We start from the raw sequence: 17,967 nt of genomic DNA, 5'->3' as shown, positions 1-17,967 counted from the left end.
ATCATGGCAAAAAAATCCGAACAACTAACCTTAGATGAGCTCAGAGATAAGTCAGTAAAATCAAAAACAAAATTATCTTTTGGAAAAGAAATGGGCGGATACAACAAAAAACAGGTCACCGAGTATATTGACAATCTAACCGATAGCTTAAGCAGTGCCGAGGAATCCTTTAATAATCGACTTGAAGAATACGCTGCCATGATAACGATGTTAAAACAGGAACGGGATCAATACGGCGAAATGTATAATCTCTGTAAAAGTTCAAAAGGTGAAATGGCAAATCAAATTGATGCATTAAAAAGAGAAAACGAAGAATTGAATCGCCTGGTTAATGAACTAAGTATTAACCCGGTGCCGCAACCGGTTGAAGTTATTGATACGCATCCTGGCGACGCCGCCATCAACTCACAAACTAAACTCGAAGAATACTTGAGTTATGAGCAGGAAAGCCAAGAAATGAAAGCGCAACTGGATCAGCTTAAGGCGATGGTTCGGGAGTTAAGTACTGAACTTGAAGCCTATGCCAGCACCAATCTGAGCGAGATAACACCAGCAAGCGGTTCGGCTGATCAACAGCTGCCGGAAAAGGATGTCCTAAAATATCAGTATGAGGACATTCTTAAAGAACGTCGTGCGTTAATCACTGAAAATAATCAGTTAATCAAAACGAATGAACAACTATCCGATGAAGTGATGCTCCTCAAAGCGCAAATAGCAACACTGGAGGAAACTGCCAATCAGAAGATTCAGCAAGCAATTTCTACGTATCAGTCAAAAACGGATGCGTTCATAAAGAATCATCAGATAACCCTGGCTAAGCTCTCAGAAAACATGATCAATTCGTTGCATCTGATCGAGACAGAGGGTGACGACTTCATAACACTAAAAAACATGTTACTGATCGATACGATTCAAAGCCAGTAAAAAATAGACACAATTTTTGATTATGCGTTTAATCAATTCGCAAAAGGTTATAAATAAAATAGTAACTTTATTTTATAATTATGGAGGATTGATATGTTTGAAAAGATAATCGTTGTTTCCGAGGTTTCCAACGCATCGAATGAGATGGTGAAATGTATCAGAAGTCTTCGTGCTCTGGGTGCGACGGAATGTTTACTGCTTCAATGTTTTAATCCCCATGACGTTGACTCTGGTGTTTCCTCCTATTTAACATCCATATTTAATGAGAACCTGAAAAATCAGTCTGAGATCCTAACTGAGCAGGGATTTACCGTAAAAACTCAAATCATTTCCGGCAATTTAAAAAGTGAAATTAATCAGATTGCCCAAGACGGTGATTACGCAGTAATTGTTGTCGGAGCTGAAAAGCACTCCATGGTAGGTGCCCTTTTTTTAGGTGGGGTTGCTTACGATATAATCTATGGTTCGACAAAACCCATCATGCTCGTTAAGGACAATCATCAGGATCAAACGGTCAGAAATTCAAATGATCAAATTGATCATATCTTGTTTCCCACCGATTTTTCGGAAAATGCCGATATTGCCTTTGAATATGTTAAAGAAATGGTCAAACAAGGTGTCAATAAGGTGACGATTTTTCATATTCAGGATGAATCCAAAATAAATCCATATCTGCTCCATCGACTGGTTGAGTTCAATGAAATAGACAATAGTCGCCTCCAGAAGCTTAAAGATGAATTGCAACTTCTCAACACAGTTGAAGTAGAAATAAAGATCCGTTACGGAGCACCCACTTCAGAGATTATTAAGTTGGTTGATGAGGAACGAATTCCCATGATTGTGATGGGCACCCAGGGGCGAGGCTTTATTAAAGAAATTTTCTTGGGCAGTGTCAGCCATAATATTGTCCGTCATGCTTCTGCATCGGTTCTTTTGATTCCTGGCAATCGGGCAGATTAGAAAATTTTAGTAAAACCAACAAACAGCTGAAATGCAATAGCAAATTTCAGCTGTTTATTTAATTTCGGGAAATATAACTTGAATTTTTATGCATGGCCAAATATAATGAAAGATGAAACTTATACCGTAGGAGGAAAAAATGAAAAGAAAAAGTTATGCATTAGTAGCAATTGTATTAGGAGCTGCCTTGTTGTTGACTGGCTGTGGCAGTAAATCGACCAGTAACGTAGATCCGCTGGCCGATGGCGTGTTAACCGCCGGAACCAATGACATGTATCTGCCACTGGAATTCCGGGATGAAAACAATGAACTGGTCGGATTTGATATCGACCTGGGTCAGGCCCTGGCAGATGAGCTCGGAGTTGAGATTAAATGGGTGCCAACAGCTTGGGACGGCATTTTTAATGGTCTGAATGCCAACCAGTATGATATTGTTTTATCGGGAACCAGCATTACGGAAGAACGGCTAAGCGGTTTTAATATGACAGATCCATACCTTGCCAATGGGATTGTTATTGTCTCTCGTAAAGATGCGACTCCGGCAAAAACACCAAAGGATCTGGCTGGAAAAACAGTCGGCGTTCAAATCGAAACCACCGCTGATTATGCTGCGGAGGCTTTAAAAACCCAGGAAAACGTTGAATATACTGTGAATAAATATGATGCCATGCTTGACGCCTTCGCCGCACTGGAAGGAAAGCAAATTGATAACATTATGACGGATATCAGTGTTGCTCAATTCTATACCACACTAAAACCGGATGTCTACGCAATTTCATCTGATGTCTTGTCAAATGAACCCATCGGCATCACCGTCAGAAAAGCTGACACAGCCTTCAATGAACAGTTAAATACGGCTCTGGATACTCTACGGGAAAATGGAAAATTAACCGAGCTGTCCATGAAATGGTTTGGACAGGATGTTACGCAGAATATTAATACCGAATTAAAAGTCATTGAATAATTATAATAAAAAAATGCCCGGCGCTGAGATTTGATACCAGCGCCGGGTCTTTTTGATTGCCAAGGCTTTTCTTTGCCATTATAATGATGATACACTACGTGATCCGAAATGCAAAGGGGACAAGAAAACGGTGAAAGATTTAATTTATTGGCTATGGTTTATGCGGCTAAAAAAAATTTCCCTCAAACAAAAAAATATGCTGATCGAACAATTTTTATCTCCCTGTGTGATTTATTCATTAAGTCCCGAAACCCTTTTGATGACGAAGATCATTGATGAAAAGACAGTTAATTATTTTTTCCAGTCTCGATCGCTGGTGCAGGCAACTCAGGATTTATCATATTTGGAAAAAAATAAAATTACACTGCTTCTGCGTCATGACCCCCAGTTTCCGGAGTCGCTCTTAAATCTTTACACGCCGCCATTGGCTCTTTATGCCAAAGGTGATTTATCACTGCTTCAGGCACCACTATCGATTGCCATAATCGGTTCCCGCAACCCCACGGTAGCTGGCGAAAAACACGCCAAGTTATTTTCACAATCTCTATCTTCAGTGGGGATTACTATTGTCAGCGGCTTAGCTGATGGCATTGACGGCAAGAGTCACTGGGGCAGTATCAATGAACTGGGGAGCACGATTGGCGTTTTAGGAACCGGTATTGACATCTGCTATCCCCGGGTCAATCAAAAGATTTTTGATTTGATGGCCCAAAAAGGTCTGCTGCTCAGTGAATTTAATTTGGGTGATAAACCCCTGCCATATCACTTTCCACAACGAAATCGATTAATCAGTGGGCTTTCCCAGGGTGTTCTGGTGATAGAAGCCCGTAAAAAAAGCGGATCACTGATCACGGTCAACCATGCCTTGGAACAGGGCAAGAATGTTTATGTAATCCCCGGGGATATTGGCACTTGCAACTGGGCTGGTGGAAACCAATTACTAAAAGAAGGTGCAAAACTTGTTACCGATCCCCGTGATATTTTAGAGGATTATGTTTTATTCGATCAATGGACGGATCACACGGAAGCAAAGACTGACGTTTATAACAAACAGACTGAGTTAAAACTGACCAATCCGAATGAACGGCTACTCTTTGATCTGATTAAAAAGGGTTATCGCACCATTGATGAGTTGGTGGCAGGCTCCGGATTACCCATCAATCAGGTAAATAGTCTGCTGACGATGATGGAAATAGCAGAGATCATTCAAATTAAATACGGAAATATCCTGTTAATTTAAGGACAATGCGTTATATTCGACTGCATAAGTTTGTATTTTGTGGAAAGATTTGCTATAATGTTGCTATTTTAAGAGAAAAGCGTCGTTACTATTAAGAGAGAAGGAGGTATTCAATGAGTAAAACCTTGGTTATCGTTGAATCGCCGGCAAAAGCAAAAACGATTAAGAAGTATTTACCAAAAGGCTACGAAGTTGAAGCGACGATGGGACACGTAATTGATCTGCCCAAAAGCCGAATTGGTATTAATATAGAAGAAGATTTTAAACCGGACTATATAAAAATCCGGGGCAAAGCGGAATTACTGAAAAAACTGAAAAATGCTGCAAAAAAAGCCGATCAGGTCTATCTGGCCACTGACCCTGACCGGGAAGGAGAAGCGATTTCCTGGCATATGGCAAATTTTCTGGAAATCGATTTAGCAACCAAATGCCGGATTGAGTTCCATGAAATTACCAAAAAAGCTGTCAATGCGGCCATTGAAAATAAACGCATAATCGATATCGATTTAGTCAATTCACAACAGGCCCGGCGGATTCTGGATCGACTGGTTGGGTATTCACTGAGTCCTTTTTTGTGGAAAAAAGTAAAGAAGGGGCTTAGTGGTGGTCGGGTTCAATCCGTTGTCACCAGAATTATTGTCGATCGGGAAGAGGAGATTGCCGCCTTTATTCCCGAAGAGTATTGGAACCTGGAGCTGCTTTTAAAAAAAGCCGATGACGAAAAAACCTTCATCTCCAAATTTTATTCGGAAGATGGCAAAAAGAAAACCATTACCAACGCCGAAGAGGCCATTCGGCTGGAAAAGGTAGTAAACGCCCATCCCATTGTCGTTGAAAATGTTAAAAAGCGGATTCGTTATCAAAAACCACCGCTACCCTTTACCACCAGTACCCTCCAGCAGGAAGCGTATAAGGTTCTGGGCTTCACAACTCAACGCACCATGCGTCTGGCCCAGCAGCTCTACGAAGGGGTTGATATCAAGGGCAGTGGGCTGACCGGTTTGATCACCTACTTAAGAACCGACTCAACCCGGATTGCTGACGAAGCGGTTGCTGAGAGCAAGGAATATATAATAGAACATTTTGGCGATGATTATCTGGGCACTGAAAAAAAAGCCGGAAAGAAGAAAAATGTCCAGGATGCCCACGAAGCCATTCGTCCGTCATCGGTCATGCTGACGCCTGAAGAGGCCCGCAATTCACTGGAGCCAGACCAGTATCGTTTGTACAAGCTGATCTGGGAAAGACTGCTCTGCAGTCAGATGGCTGATGCCCAGTATTTCGTTACCGATGTGGATGTAGCCTGCAGCAATCTGATTTTTAAAACCAAAGGCGAAACCCAAAAGTTTGACGGTTTTACCCGGGTTGGCAAAGGGGCTGGTAAAAATGATGACAGTATCTTGCCGGAACTGGCCATCGGCGATGACCTGGAACGGCTTAAAACAACAAAAGAGCAGAAATTCACCAAGCCTCCGGCCCGCTACACCGAGGCCTCATTGGTTAAAATCCTTGAAGAAAAAGGCATCGGTCGACCCAGTACCTATGCACCGACCATTGCAACCATTAAAAACCGGGACTATGTGGAAGTGGAAGACAAGCATTTCAAGCCGACCGAACTTGGTGTCACGGTAACCCATCTGATGAAAGAATATTTCAGTGATGTGGTAAATATTTCCTTTACCGCCGAAATGGAAGATCGTCTTGATGCCGTTTCTGATGGCCAAACTGACTGGATTGAATTGCTTAAAAACTTTTATCAGGGTTTTGAAAAAGAACTGACCAATGCCCAGGAAAAGGCTGAATCAGTAACTATCGCTGATCCCGAATCAGATGTGGATTGCGAATTATGCGGCCGCCGAATGGTCATTAAAAAAGGAAAATATGGCCGCTTTCTGGCCTGCCCCGGCTTTCCGGACTGTAAAAATACCAAACCCTATTTTGAAAAAACCGGGGGGATCTGTTCCGTTTGCGGTGGCGATATTGTTAAGCGAACCTCAAAAACTGGACGAACCTTTTATTCCTGTAACAATTACCCGGATTGTGACTATATGAACTGGGACTTGCCCATTCCTGAAAAATGTCCGGTCTGCGGATCAACTCTTTTTCAAAAAGGCCTGGGAAAACGCAAATCAATCTATTGTGATAAAAAAGATTGCGGTTATAAAGCACCAATGGCCGAATAACTAAAGTACAAGTGTTAAGAAAGCGAGAATAACTATGTTTCATGCAACAACCATCGTAGGAATCCGTCATAACGGTCAAGTCGCCATAGCTGGAGATGGTCAGGTAACCATGGGCGAAAAAACAATCATGAAAAACAAAGCCACTAAAATCAGACGAATCTATCATGATAAAATCCTGGTGGGGTTTGCCGGATCGGTTGCCGATGCCTTTACCCTGTGCGAAAAATTTGAGCACAAGGTTGAACAGTACAACGGTAATTTAAAACGTTCCGCAGTGGAATTGGCCAAGGAGTGGCGCTCAGATAAGATTCTCAGGAAACTTGAAGCCCTGCTGATTGTCATGGACGAAGCCGAGACCCTGGTCTTATCAGGGAACGGCGAAGTCATTGAACCGGATGATGATGTGGCGGCCATTGGTTCAGGTGGATCCTATGCACTTGCCGCAGCCCGGGCTTTAAAAAGTCATTCAAACCTCAGTGCCGAAGAAATGGTCTACGAATCATTAAAGATTGCTTCAGAAATATGTGTCTTTACCAACAATAATATTTCTGTTGAAGTATTATAGAAACGGAAGAATGCTAATGAAAGAACTAACACCAAAAAAAATCGTTACCGAACTAAACCGTTATATCATTGGTCAGGAAGCGGCAAAAAAAGCTGTGGCTGTGGCGATTCGCAATCGCTATCGACGGTCGTTGTTACCAGCCGATCTGATCGATGAGTTCACGCCTAAAAACATCATCTTGATTGGACCAACCGGGGTCGGGAAGACCGAGATAGCCCGACGAATGGCGAAGCTGGTGAAAGCACCATTTATCAAGGTTGAGGCAACTAAATTTACCGAAGTCGGTTATGTTGGCAGGGATGTTGAGTCGATGGTTCGGGATCTGGTCAATACAGCCATCCGAAACGTTCAACAGGAAAAAATGAAAGAAGTTTATGCCGAAGCCGAAATAAATGCCAATAAAATTATTCTGGATATTCTGGTACCTTCAAAAAAAGTCAAAGAAACCCTAAAAACCCCCTTTGACATTTTTATGAAACCATCCCCGCCGACAACCCCAACACTATCGGAACTCGAAGGAGATGCCGAAAAAGAGCAGACCAAAAAAGAAAAACGGGAAGCGCTATCAAAGGATTTGGCCGCTGGTCGGCTGGAAGACCAGATGATTGAAATTGAAGTGGATGACGACGGTTCTAAAACTATTGGTATTATGCAGGGAATGAACAGCGATAGTATGTCATTCAATATGAATGATATTCTTGGTGACTTTTTGCCTCAAAAGAAAAAAAAGAAAAATGTCAAAATCTCTGAGGCTCGGAAAATCCTGATCAATCAGGAAGCCCAAAAGTTAATTGACATGGATCAGGTCAACGAACAGGGTGTCAAGGATGCCGAACAGAATGGCATTATCTTTATCGACGAAATTGACAAAATTATCGGTAACGGCAACAACCACGGACCCGATGTGTCCCGGGAAGGGGTTCAACGGGATATCCTGCCAGTTGTTGAAGGCAGCACGGTTAACACCAAATATGGTCCGATCAAAACCGATTTTATTCTCTTTATTGGAGCCGGGGCCTTTCATGTGTCAAAAATTTCTGACATGATTCCCGAGCTCCAGGGTCGTTTCCCGATCAGTGTCCAGCTGGACAGTTTGACTGAAGAAGACTTTATTCAGATTCTGACCCATACTGAAAACTCGGTCATTAAGCAATATCAGCAGCTGATCCGAACCGAGGATGTCAATCTGATTTTTGAGGACGAAGCAGTCCGGTATCTTGCTAAAATTGCTTATCTTCAAAATGAAGAAGACGAAAACATCGGGGCCCGGCGGCTGCACACCGTAATGGAAAAATTACTGGAAGAAATATCCTTTTATGCGTCCGATTACGAACAGGACGATTTTGTCATTGATATGAATTACGTGGAACGGGTCTTTAATATCTCTGAAAAGCGGGATAATTATCAAAAATATTTACTCTAAATAAAAAAATAACTTGTATTAACAGCAACGCTATGTTAATATATATCGGTATGTATTACACACATTCTCTGAAAGACATCAGGTGCCGGTTTGCTGGTCGATGTTCTTGATTGATGAGAATGGAGGAAAAACCAAGGAGGAATGAATTATGGCATGTGTTTCAATGAAACAATTATTAGAAGCAGGGGTGCATTTCGGGCACCAGACACGACGATGGAATCCAAAAATGGCTCCATATATTTTCACAGAAAGAAATGGTATTTACATCATTGATTTACAACAAACTGTGAAACGAATTGAAAAAGCGTATGCGTTTGTCAAAGAACTGGCTGAAAACGGCGAAGAAATTCTGTTTGTCGGAACCAAAAAACAAGCTCAGACAAGCATCGAACGAGAAGCAAAACGTAGCGGCAGCTATTGCGTGAATCATCGTTGGTTAGGTGGAACCTTAACAAACTTCGGTACCATCAGCAAACGAATTGAACGATTAAATGAATTGGAACAAATGGAAGAAGATGGTACCTTTGATCTTCTGCCTAAAAAAGAAGTTATTCAGCTGAAACGTCAGCGTGAAAAATTACAAAAATTCCTGGGCGGCATCAAAGATATGAAGGGTGTTCCGGGTGCAATTTTTGTTATCGATACAAAGAAAGAAAGAATTGCCATTGCTGAAGCTAAAAAACTGGGTATTCCAATTATCGGTATCGTAGATACAAACTGCGATCCTGATGAAATTGACTATATCATTCCTGGTAATGACGATGCGATTCGTGCGGTTGCTTTGATTCTTTCAGTTATTTCTGATGCGATTATTGAAGGACGTCAGGGCGAACAAGTCGAAGAAGAAATTGAAGTAGCACCAGTAGCTGTCGTCGAAGAAGTTGTCAGCGACGTTGACGAAGTCGAAGAAGCTGCAGAAGTTACTGAAGCAGAATAGTTTATAATTACGATCAGGAGGAGAAAAGTGGACGCAAAATTAGTAAAAGAATTACGCGCTAAAAGTGGTGCCGGAATGATGGACTGCAAAAAAGCGCTTGTTGAAACAGACGGAAATATCGAAGACGCAATGGTTTATCTGCGGGAAAAAGGACTGGCTGCTACCAATAAAAAAGCTGGCCGTGTTGCCGCTGAAGGAATCGTTGAAGCGTATATCCATATGGGTGGAAAAATTGGCGTACTCGTCGAAATTAACTGCGAAACTGATTTCGTTGCTAAAAATGAAGGATTTAAAAATTTTGTTAAAGACGTGGCAATGCACATTGCTGCTGCCAATCCTTTATATGTAACCAAAGAAGAAGTGCCAATGGAAGAAATTGAAAAAGAAAAAGAAATTCTTCGAGCTCAGGCGCTCAATGAAGGCAAACCAGAAAAAATCGTTGATAAAATGGTTGAAGGCCGTGTCAGCAAATATTATAAAGAAATTTGTCTGTTGGAACAACCTTTTGTTAAGAATCCCGATCTGACTATTGAAGATCTGGTTAAAGAGCAAATTATGACCATCGGCGAAAATGTCAAAATCCGACGCTTTGCCCGCTTCCAGATGGGTGAAGGTTTAGAGAAAAAAGAAGAAAACTTTGCCGAAGAAGTAGCGAAGCAATTAAACGCATAAACGCTGAAAAAGAACACATTCGTGTTCTTTTTTTACCGTTGATTCGATTGTAAATTATTTCACATTACGATATAATAAAGAAAATGAAAGGGGGAGTTTTATTGGAACCGAAATACAAACGTGTCATCATAAAATTAAGTGGAGAAGCATTAGCCGGTACAACCAGCCATGGTATTGATACGCCGACGGTACAAGCTATCTGCAGCCAGATCAAAGAGGTTTTTGAATTGGGTGTTGAAATAGCCATTGTTGTCGGCGGTGGTAATTTCTGGCGGGGACGAAGCGGCGAAGGGATGGATAAATCAACCGCCGACTACATGGGAATGCTTGCCACCTGCATCAATGCCCTCGGTTTACAGGATGTTCTGGAAGAAATGGACGTGCCCGTCCGGGTTCAAACTGCAATTGAAATGAAACAAATTGCCGAGCCCTATATCCGCAGAAAAGCCGTTCGACATCTCGAAAAAAGACGGGTTGTTATTTTTGCCTGCGGTACCGGAAATCCCTTTTTCACGACCGATACAACGGCTGCCCTGCGAGCAGCAGAAATTGATGCTGAAATTATCCTCTTGGCAAAAAGCATTGATGCGGTGTACGATTCAGATCCCCTGGTTAACCCGGATGCAGTCCGCTATTCTGAATTATCATACATAGATGTACTGAATCAAGGCCTGAAGGTCATGGATTCAACCGCAACCTCATTATGTATGGATAATCACATCCCTATTCTAGTGTTTGGTTTAAATGAACCGAAAAATATTTTACGTGCAATTATGGGCGAAAAAATCGGAACAATTATTCAGGAGGTATAGAAGATGGTTAATGAGATCAAAGCCACAGCAAATGAAAAAATGGATAAAGCCCTTAAAAACCTTAATGAAAGTTTGGGAAGTCTCCGGGCTGGTCGAGCCAATCCCCGAATTCTTGACAAGGTCATGGTGGATTATTATGGATCACCGACAAGTTTGAATCAATTGGCAAACATCAGTACTCCTGAGCCACGCATGATCGTTGTAAGCCCTTATGATGCAACCGCTATTCCGGCCATCGAAAAGGGTATTTTAAAATCTGACCTGGGTTTTAATCCCTCTAATGACGGTAAAATTATCCGTTTACTGATTCCCCAGTTAACCGAGGAACGCCGTAAAGAGCTGGTCAAACTGGTTAAAAAGTACGGAGAAGAATGCAAGGTTGCTATGCGAAACATTCGTCGTCATGCCATTCAGGATCTTAAAGATGGACAAAAAGAAGGTCTGATCACCGAAGATGATTTAAAGCAAGGTGAAAAAGAAATTCAGAAGGTAACGGACGAAGAGATTAAAAACATTGATGCCATTCTAAAAGAAAAAGAAGCGGAAATTTTAGAGGTTTAATGGTTTTATCGGGATATGATTTATTTAATTGTTCATTCAATTATATAGTATTTCATTAAGAGTGGGGAGACCCACTCTTAACTATTTTTCAAGTCGGTATCAAAGTGATGGCTACTGTGAAAAATACAACCCAGATTTTTAGATAAATAATAAAATAAAAGGAATAAGTATGAAAAAAGTATCGAAAGAGTTCTTATTAGAAGAATTAGCTGCTCCAGTGGTCGAATCACTGGGGTATGAACTAACCGATCTGACCTTTGAAAAAAAAGGAAAGGACTGGTATCTGACCCTGTTTATCGATTCGGAAAATGGCATTTCTTTGGAAGATTGCGAAAAAGTCAGCCGACCAGTCAGTGAAATGCTTGACGAGCAGGATCCCATCGAACAAAGTTATTTTCTCGAAGTATCATCACCCGGAATGGATCGTCCGTTGAAAAAAGAAAAACATTTCCTGTCAAATCTTGATAAAAAAATAGCAGTTCATCTTTTCGCACCGATGGATGGGAAAAAAGATATCGAGGGGGTATTAAAATCATATACTACCGATGAACTAACCCTTGAATTGGAAACAGGTGAACTGCTGACACTGGAGAACAGTAAAATTGCAAAAGCAAATCGGTTGGATGAGTTGAATTTTAAACCTCTTCCATCAGCTGAATAATACGGAAGGCGGAGAAAACCAATATGAATCAGGAGTTTATACGCGCTCTGGATGTAATTCAAGAAGAAAAATCAATTGATAAAGAAGAATTAATTCAAGCAATTGAGGCTGCAATTACCACCGCATATAAAAAGAATTATGGCAATGCACACAATGTTGAGATCAGCATTGACCGTGAAAATGGCGATATTCAAGTCTTTGCATTAAAAGAAATTGTCGAGGTTCCGGAAAATGATCACAGTCAGATTTCGCTTGAAAAAGCCCGGGAAGTTGACAGTAATTACGAAGTCGGTGATTTTTTCAGAAAAGAAGTCCGACCCCGGGATTTCGGCCGAATTGCGGCCCAGAATGCCAAGCAATTGATCATCCAGCGGATTAAAGAAGCAGAGCGCAATATCATCTACGACGATTACCTCAAACGACAGGATGAAGTTTTAACCGGGATTATTAAACGAATCGAAAAAGGTATTGTGTATGTAGAAATCGGTAAATTGGAGGCAGTGATGTTGCCATCTGAGCAAACGACTGGCGAAACATACACGCTGAACCAACGCTTAAAAGTGTACTTACTAATGGTTAAAAAAACCACCAAAGGACCCCAGGTCAATGTATCCCGAACCCATCCGGGGTTGGTCAAGCGCTTGTTCGAATCCGAAGTACCGGAAATCTTTGACGGGATTGTCGATATTGTCTCCATTTCCCGGGAAGCTGGTTCTCGCACCAAGGTGGCCGTCAAAGCCAATGACCCCAGTATTGATCCGGTTGGTGCCTGTGTCGGCCAAAAAGGGGTCCGGGTTCAAAATATTATCAATGAGTTGCAGGGTGAAAAAATAGATGTTATTAAATGGAGCGACTCGGTTGAAGAATATCTGTCCAATGCCCTGAGTCCAGCCAAAGTAGTTGAAATCATCGCCAATAAAGACGAAAAATCAGCGGTGGCGATTGTTGATGACTATCAATTATCCCTGGCCATTGGTAAGGAAGGTCAAAATGTCCGTCTGGCCGCAAAACTGACTGGCTGGAAAATTGACATCAAAAGCAAAATTGACTATGTCAACCAACATAATGAATCAAAAACCCAGAATAGCGGTTTAACCGAGGATATTTTACTGGAGCTAAAAGAAGAGCTTGAATCCGCTGAGGCTCTGGAGTTGATGAATTCGTCAGTATCTGAAGAAGACGTCCTCTTCGACAACATTTCAGATCTGGAAAATTAAAGGTTTAATCACTAATATAGCTTTTTATGCTATAATACTTAGATAAAACAATGTCAGGGAGGTAAAATGAAAAAAATTCCACAGAGAACCTGTGTTATATGCCATTCCAAATTTGATAAACGTGACTTATTTAGGATTGTCTCAGATAAATCTGGCGAAATTTTTTTTGATCCCACCGGAAAAGCTAATGGACGTGGTGCTTATGTCTGCCAGTCCGATGCCTGTGTTGATCAATTCCTGAATAAAAATTATTTGGAACGGGCATTTAAAAGAAAAGTAGAAAGTGATGTTGTCGAAATCGTTCGACAGCAACTGTCAGAGAAAAAACAAATGAAATAAATAAAATATTGAAGGGAGGAATACTATGTCAAAATTAAGAGTATACGATTTAGCTAAAAAATATGATATTCCCAGCAAAGATTTCGTAAGCATTTTAAATAAGTACAATATTCCTGTAAAAAACCATATGAGCGCCCTGACTGATCAACAAATTTCCGAATTTGAAGAAAAATTCGATAAAAATAAGTATCAAGCAGAGCAGGAAACTGAGCCGAAAAAGGCCCCTGTTAAGGAACCGACTAAAGCCAGTGCCAATCCTGCTGCCCCTAAGGGGACGAGTGAGACTAAAAAACCGACTCGTCCACCACAAAAAAACCAACCCAAAACAGGTGGCAATGGCCCGAAAAAAGCCGATGATAAAAAACGACCGGTATCTAATAATCAAGGTCAACAGCCCAAGATGCGGGATCACAGCAAAAAAGAAAAAACAGCTCGAAGTGTTTACAAGCGCATCAAGGACGAGAAGAAGAAATCGGTACAGTTGAACCAGACCTTTGAAATTCCGGAGGTTTTAACCGTTGGCGAGTTGGCTGATGTCCTCGAAATTAGTGCCACAGAGGTTATTAAAACCCTGATGCTGGCCGGAACCATGGTCAGTATCAACCAGGAAATCGACTTTGAAACAGCTGCAATTGTTGCCGCCGAACTGGGCTTTGAAGTTGAAGCCATCAAAATTGAAGACGTCGTTTCCAAAATTCTGGAAGAGTATGACGAAGAAGAAAGCGAAAATGAAATCCCCCGACCACCGGTTGTCACCGTTATGGGACATGTTGATCATGGTAAAACATCACTGCTTGACAAAATCCGTAAAGCGAATGTTATTGCTGGCGAAGCGGGTGGAATCACCCAGCATATTGGGGCCTATACCGTTAATATCAATAACCATGCTATTACTGTCATCGATACCCCAGGTCATGAAGCATTTACAGCCATGCGCTCCCGAGGTGCGCAGATTACCGATATTGCTGTTTTGGTGGTTGCTGCGGATGATGGGGTCATGCCTCAAACCGTAGAAGCGATTAATCATGCCAAGGCTGCTGGCGTACCAATTCTGGTGGCGATCAATAAAATTGATAAGCCTGGCGCTGACCCGGAACGGGTTAAACAAGAGCTGACCAAATATAATCTGGTCGTTGAAGAATGGGGCGGGGAAACCATTGCTGTTAACGTCTCAGCTAAAACCGGTGAAGGGATTGAATCCCTGCTAGAAATGATCATTATGATGTCCGAAATGGAAGAACTGACCGCTGATCCTGGCCGGGAAGCCCGGGGCAGTGTGATCGAGTCCCAGATCAAACGGGGTAAAGGAGCCGTTGCCACCTTATTGGTTCAGCAGGGTACCTTACATATAGGGGATTCAATTATTTCGGGAACCACCTATGGTAAAATCCGAACGATGATCGATGATAAAGGCAAACGTTTTAAAAAGGCAGGCCCATCGACACCGGTGGAAATTTCTGGGCTGTCCGATATTCCGGTAGCCGGAGATGATTTTATTGTTCTGGAAAATGAAAAAGAAGCCCGTCAATTAGCTGAAAAACGAAAAGAGATGCAAAAAGGTGAACGTCAGCGTCGTTCCAACATTTCTCTTGACGATCTGTTCAGTCAGATTCAGGACGGCAATATTCAGGATGTCAATATTATTATTAAAGCGGATGTTCAGGGTTCCATCGAAGCGATCAAACAATCCCTGGAAAAACTGGATAACGAAGCCGTCCGCATCAATATTATTCACGGAGCAGTTGGCGCCATTAATGAAACGGATGTGATGTTAGCCGCAACCTCCAACGCCATTGTTATTGGGTTTAATGTTCGACCGGATAAAAATGCCGTCAAGTTGGCTGAAACCGAAGAAGTGGATATGCGACTCTACCGGGTTATTTATGATGCCGTTGAAGACATCAAAAAAGCCATGGAAGGGATGCTGGCCCCAGAATTCCGGGAAAAGGTCATGGGTAATGCCGAAGTCCGGGAAGTCTTTAAAATCCCCAGTGTTGGTACCATCGCCGGTTGTTACATTACCGAAGGTAAAATCAATCGAAATGATGACGTCCGAATTATTCGTGATGGAATCGTCATTCTGGAAGGAAAAATTGCCTCGTTACGTCGATTTAAAGATGATGTCAAAGAAGTTAACACCGGCTACGAATGTGGTATTGGCATCGAAAAATACAACGATTTAAAGGTTGGCGATAACATTGAAGCCTTTACCATGGAAAAGATTGAAAGATAAGCGCAAGCCTATCTTTCTCAGCAAGGAGGTAACACAAAATGGTATCGCATCGCAATGAAAAAATAAATGGCTTAATTCAGCGGGAATTAAGCTTAATCATCATCCATAAAATGAAAGACTCCCGAATTAAAGACAGTAATGTCAGTATCACCAAGGTTAAAGCAGCTCCCGACTTAAAAACTGCCACTGTCTATGTCAGCATCTTCGGTGATGATCGTCAGAAGAAGGTTGTCCTCGAATTATTGAATAATGCCAAGAGCTTTTTAAGATCGAGCCTGGGCCAGGTCATTACTGTTCATTCGGTACCGGCGCTCAGCTTTGAAATCGACAATTCGATTGAATATGGCATGCATATCGAGTCAATTTTACAAAGTTTGAAAGACGATAAAAAAGAAATGCAGGATCAGAATGAACACGATTCCTGATGAGATTTTAAATTGTCTTTGCACCAATCAACGGTTTTTGATTTTGCTTCATCAAAAACCGGATGGTGATGCAATTGGTTCGGCAGTGGCTTTGGGAAAAGGTTTGAAGCAGCTGAATAAAACCGTTGATTATTATATCGACCTACCCCTTGAAGACAAGCTGGAGTTCTTTGATGAAATTCAGTATTTTAACCAGGTCTTACAGGACGACTATGATGTAATTATCTATCTTGACTGCTCCAGTAGCAGTTTTGCTTTTTCACCAGCGGAAATGCCAGCCGCAAAAATTAGACTGGTGATTGATCATCATAAAAGCAATGCCCACTATGGTGATCTGAACTTTGTCGAAATTACCGGTGCAACAGCCGAAATCGTCTTTCGGGTACTCCGGGGACTTAATGTGGTGTTTGATGAGGAGATGGCTGATGCCATTTTCACCGGCATTACCACCGATACCGGCAGTTTTCAATTTTCCAATGTGACAGTCGACACCCATTTAATTGCCAGTGAATTATATGCCATCAAAACCAATTATGCCCACCTCTCCAAACGGCTTCATACCCAAAAGAACATCAATCAGATGAAAATGACCGGGGCAGCGATTCATTCCCTAGAAATTCTCGACAGTATGCCGATTGCGATGATGATTTTGGATCACGAAACCATCGTTAAATTTGGCGGCACCATCAACATTACCGATGATGTAGCCAATTTGGGCCAAAATACCATCGGCGTCGCCATTACGGCCCTGTTAAAAGAAATTGACCCCGGTGAATACCGGGTTTCCTTACGGGCCAAATATCCCTACGATATCCACGAAATTGCCTTAAAATACGGTGGTGGAGGTCATGAACGGGCCGCCGGTTTTAATTTTTGCGGCGATGTCGGGGAACTCAAACGGGACTTGATGGAGGTTTGTGCAAATCAAAATGGAGAAGCTTAACAGCCTTAATGGCTATCTCAATGTCAACAAAGAGCCGGGGATGACTTCCCACGATGTGGTATTTAAAGCCCGGAAGCTCCTTAAAACCAAAAAAATCGGACATACCGGAACCCTTGATCCTGAGGCCCAGGGCGTGCTGGTACTCTGTGTCGGTCAAGCCACCAAAATGGTCGAGTACATCACGGATCACGACAAGGTCTATGAAGCCGAGGTGATTCTGGGTTTGGCAACCGAAAGCTGTGATTTATCAGGAACCATCGTTGACAAAAGCGAAAAACGGATTGATGCCAGGGCTTTTGAAGCTATTTTGTCACAATTTACTGGTGATATCTCCCAGCAACCACCGATCTACTCAGCCATTCGGGTTAATGGCAAAAAACTCTATCACTACGCCAGAAACGGCGAAACGGTGGAAATTCCCGAACGGGACGTTCACATCACAGAAATCCGTTTATTGAATTTTGATGAAGCTGCTCAAAAAGCCCGAATGATGGTCACCTGTTCAAAGGGCACCTACATCCGGTCCTTGTGCCGGGATATCGGCGCAGCCCTGGGGACCCTGGGCTGTATGGGGCAACTGATCCGCCATCAGGTTGGCCGCTTTACACTGAGCGATGCCTTAACCTTGAGCCAGATTGAAAAACGCATCAGTCAGGAGGCCCCGGAATCGCTCTTATATCCTCTGGCATACTCGATGGACGGTTATCGCCGGGTTTCTGCCACCGATCAGGGCCGCCGTTTCCTGCTCAATGGCAATAAGCTGTTTCAGTGGAATCTCCGTGAATCGCTGGATGATTTTTATCCCGGCGAAACCCTGCGGCTGTATGATGGGAATCAGCTAATTGGTATGGGCAGATATGTTATAAATGACGAAGGCAACTATATCAAACCGACAAAACTACTGTGAG

18 protein-coding genes are annotated in these 17,967 nt (G+C 42.3%); all 18 read left to right on the top strand.

Translation table 11 applies throughout. The features are described 5' to 3' along the window. The first annotated feature begins 3 nt into the window (after window positions 1-3). Entirely contained in the window at window positions 4-924 is a 921-nt protein-coding gene (locus B3F51_RS14865; RefSeq protein ID WP_148637089.1) for a hypothetical protein, read from the top strand. Between the two features lie 93 nt (window positions 925-1,017). Further along, the gene (locus B3F51_RS14860; RefSeq protein ID WP_148637088.1) at window positions 1,018-1,884 is read left to right on the top strand and encodes a universal stress protein; all 867 of its coding nucleotides are present in this window, start codon (window positions 1,018-1,020) and stop codon (window positions 1,882-1,884) included. Window positions 1,885-2,023: 139 nt separating this feature from the next. Further along, window positions 2,024-2,848, top strand: a complete 825-nt coding sequence (locus B3F51_RS14855) for an ABC transporter substrate-binding protein (RefSeq protein ID WP_070372213.1) — start codon at window positions 2,024-2,026, stop codon at window positions 2,846-2,848. Window positions 2,849-2,978: 130 nt separating this feature from the next. After that, entirely contained in the window at window positions 2,979-4,088 is a 1,110-nt protein-coding gene (gene dprA, locus B3F51_RS14850; protein ID WP_148637087.1) for a DNA-processing protein DprA, read from the top strand. Between the two features lie 113 nt (window positions 4,089-4,201). Continuing rightward, the gene (gene topA / locus B3F51_RS14845; RefSeq protein WP_286947866.1) at window positions 4,202-6,271 is read left to right on the top strand and encodes a type I DNA topoisomerase; all 2,070 of its coding nucleotides are present in this window, start codon (window positions 4,202-4,204) and stop codon (window positions 6,269-6,271) included. A gap of 34 nt (window positions 6,272-6,305) precedes the next feature. Beyond that, window positions 6,306-6,836, top strand: coding sequence for an ATP-dependent protease subunit HslV (gene hslV, locus B3F51_RS14840; protein WP_070372210.1), 531 nt, complete (start codon window positions 6,306-6,308; stop codon window positions 6,834-6,836). Window positions 6,837-6,852: 16 nt separating this feature from the next. Further along, complete coding sequence (gene hslU, locus B3F51_RS14835; protein WP_286947864.1) at window positions 6,853-8,259, top strand: ATP-dependent protease ATPase subunit HslU; 1,407 nt, start codon at window positions 6,853-6,855, stop codon at window positions 8,257-8,259. 148 nt (window positions 8,260-8,407) lie between these two features. Further along, on the top strand, window positions 8,408-9,196 hold the full coding sequence (gene rpsB / locus B3F51_RS14830) for a 30S ribosomal protein S2 (protein WP_070372208.1): 789 nt from the start codon (window positions 8,408-8,410) through the stop codon (window positions 9,194-9,196). Between the two features lie 27 nt (window positions 9,197-9,223). Beyond that, window positions 9,224-9,868, top strand: a complete 645-nt coding sequence (gene tsf, locus B3F51_RS14825; protein ID WP_084633727.1) for a translation elongation factor Ts — start codon at window positions 9,224-9,226, stop codon at window positions 9,866-9,868. A 101-nt stretch (window positions 9,869-9,969) separates the two neighbouring features. Further along, on the top strand, window positions 9,970-10,680 hold the full coding sequence (gene pyrH / locus B3F51_RS14820; protein WP_414632381.1) for a UMP kinase: 711 nt from the start codon (window positions 9,970-9,972) through the stop codon (window positions 10,678-10,680). Window positions 10,681-10,683: 3 nt separating this feature from the next. After that, window positions 10,684-11,241: a ribosome recycling factor gene (frr, locus tag B3F51_RS14815; RefSeq protein ID WP_070372206.1), complete on the top strand. Its 558-nt coding sequence runs from the start codon at window positions 10,684-10,686 to the stop codon at window positions 11,239-11,241. Window positions 11,242-11,410: 169 nt separating this feature from the next. After that, window positions 11,411-11,902: a ribosome maturation factor RimP gene (gene rimP, locus B3F51_RS14810; protein ID WP_070372205.1), complete on the top strand. Its 492-nt coding sequence runs from the start codon at window positions 11,411-11,413 to the stop codon at window positions 11,900-11,902. A gap of 23 nt (window positions 11,903-11,925) precedes the next feature. Then, entirely contained in the window at window positions 11,926-13,119 is a 1,194-nt protein-coding gene (nusA, locus tag B3F51_RS14805) for a transcription termination factor NusA (RefSeq protein ID WP_070372204.1), read from the top strand. Window positions 13,120-13,185: 66 nt separating this feature from the next. Beyond that, a complete protein-coding gene (gene rnpM / locus B3F51_RS14800; protein ID WP_070372203.1) occupies window positions 13,186-13,458 on the top strand; it encodes an RNase P modulator RnpM in 273 nt (90 codons plus the stop codon). A 25-nt stretch (window positions 13,459-13,483) separates the two neighbouring features. Continuing rightward, window positions 13,484-15,691 (top strand): translation initiation factor IF-2, encoded by a 2,208-nt coding sequence (infB, locus tag B3F51_RS14795; protein WP_286947860.1) that lies wholly within the window; start codon window positions 13,484-13,486, stop codon window positions 15,689-15,691. A 38-nt stretch (window positions 15,692-15,729) separates the two neighbouring features. Next, the gene (gene rbfA / locus B3F51_RS14790) at window positions 15,730-16,116 is read left to right on the top strand and encodes a 30S ribosome-binding factor RbfA (protein WP_286947858.1); all 387 of its coding nucleotides are present in this window, start codon (window positions 15,730-15,732) and stop codon (window positions 16,114-16,116) included. Next, window positions 16,100-17,059, top strand: coding sequence for a DHH family phosphoesterase (locus tag B3F51_RS14785; RefSeq protein ID WP_070372200.1), 960 nt, complete (start codon window positions 16,100-16,102; stop codon window positions 17,057-17,059). The genes rbfA and B3F51_RS14785 overlap by 17 nt, the downstream gene beginning before the upstream one ends. Next, window positions 17,034-17,966, top strand: coding sequence for a tRNA pseudouridine(55) synthase TruB (gene truB, locus B3F51_RS14780; RefSeq protein ID WP_286947856.1), 933 nt, complete (start codon window positions 17,034-17,036; stop codon window positions 17,964-17,966). The genes B3F51_RS14785 and truB overlap by 26 nt, the downstream gene beginning before the upstream one ends. Window position 17,967 lies beyond the last annotated feature (1 nt).

It is taken from the genome of Acetobacterium sp. UBA5834 (genome assembly GCF_002435675.1).
GTDB lineage: Bacteria > Bacillota > Clostridia > Eubacteriales > Eubacteriaceae > Acetobacterium > Acetobacterium wieringae.
Note: the sequence above shows the minus strand (reverse complement) of the source record. Positions and strands in the feature narration are given on the sequence as shown.

Bases quoted from the DNA above. Each gene is read 5' to 3' on its own strand.
- rimP (WP_070372205.1), top strand. From the start codon at position 11,411: ATGAAAAAAGTATCGAAAGAGTTCTTATTAGAAGAATTAGCTGCTCCA.
- hslV (WP_070372210.1), top strand. From the start codon at position 6,306: ATGTTTCATGCAACAACCATCGTAGGAATCCGTCATAACGGTCAAGTC.
- infB (WP_286947860.1), top strand. From the start codon at position 13,484: ATGTCAAAATTAAGAGTATACGATTTAGCTAAAAAATATGATATTCCC.
- frr (WP_070372206.1), top strand. From the start codon at position 10,684: ATGGTTAATGAGATCAAAGCCACAGCAAATGAAAAAATGGATAAAGCC.
- B3F51_RS14785 (WP_070372200.1), top strand. From the start codon at position 16,100: ATGAACACGATTCCTGATGAGATTTTAAATTGTCTTTGCACCAATCAA.
- B3F51_RS14855 (WP_070372213.1), top strand. From the start codon at position 2,024: ATGAAAAGAAAAAGTTATGCATTAGTAGCAATTGTATTAGGAGCTGCC.
- rpsB (WP_070372208.1), top strand. From the start codon at position 8,408: ATGGCATGTGTTTCAATGAAACAATTATTAGAAGCAGGGGTGCATTTC.
- B3F51_RS14860 (WP_148637088.1), top strand. From the start codon at position 1,018: ATGTTTGAAAAGATAATCGTTGTTTCCGAGGTTTCCAACGCATCGAAT.
- hslU (WP_286947864.1), top strand. From the start codon at position 6,853: ATGAAAGAACTAACACCAAAAAAAATCGTTACCGAACTAAACCGTTAT.
- nusA (WP_070372204.1), top strand. From the start codon at position 11,926: ATGAATCAGGAGTTTATACGCGCTCTGGATGTAATTCAAGAAGAAAAA.
- rnpM (WP_070372203.1), top strand. From the start codon at position 13,186: ATGAAAAAAATTCCACAGAGAACCTGTGTTATATGCCATTCCAAATTT.
- rbfA (WP_286947858.1), top strand. From the start codon at position 15,730: ATGGTATCGCATCGCAATGAAAAAATAAATGGCTTAATTCAGCGGGAA.
- B3F51_RS14865 (WP_148637089.1), top strand. From the start codon at position 4: ATGGCAAAAAAATCCGAACAACTAACCTTAGATGAGCTCAGAGATAAG.
- topA (WP_286947866.1), top strand. From the start codon at position 4,202: ATGAGTAAAACCTTGGTTATCGTTGAATCGCCGGCAAAAGCAAAAACG.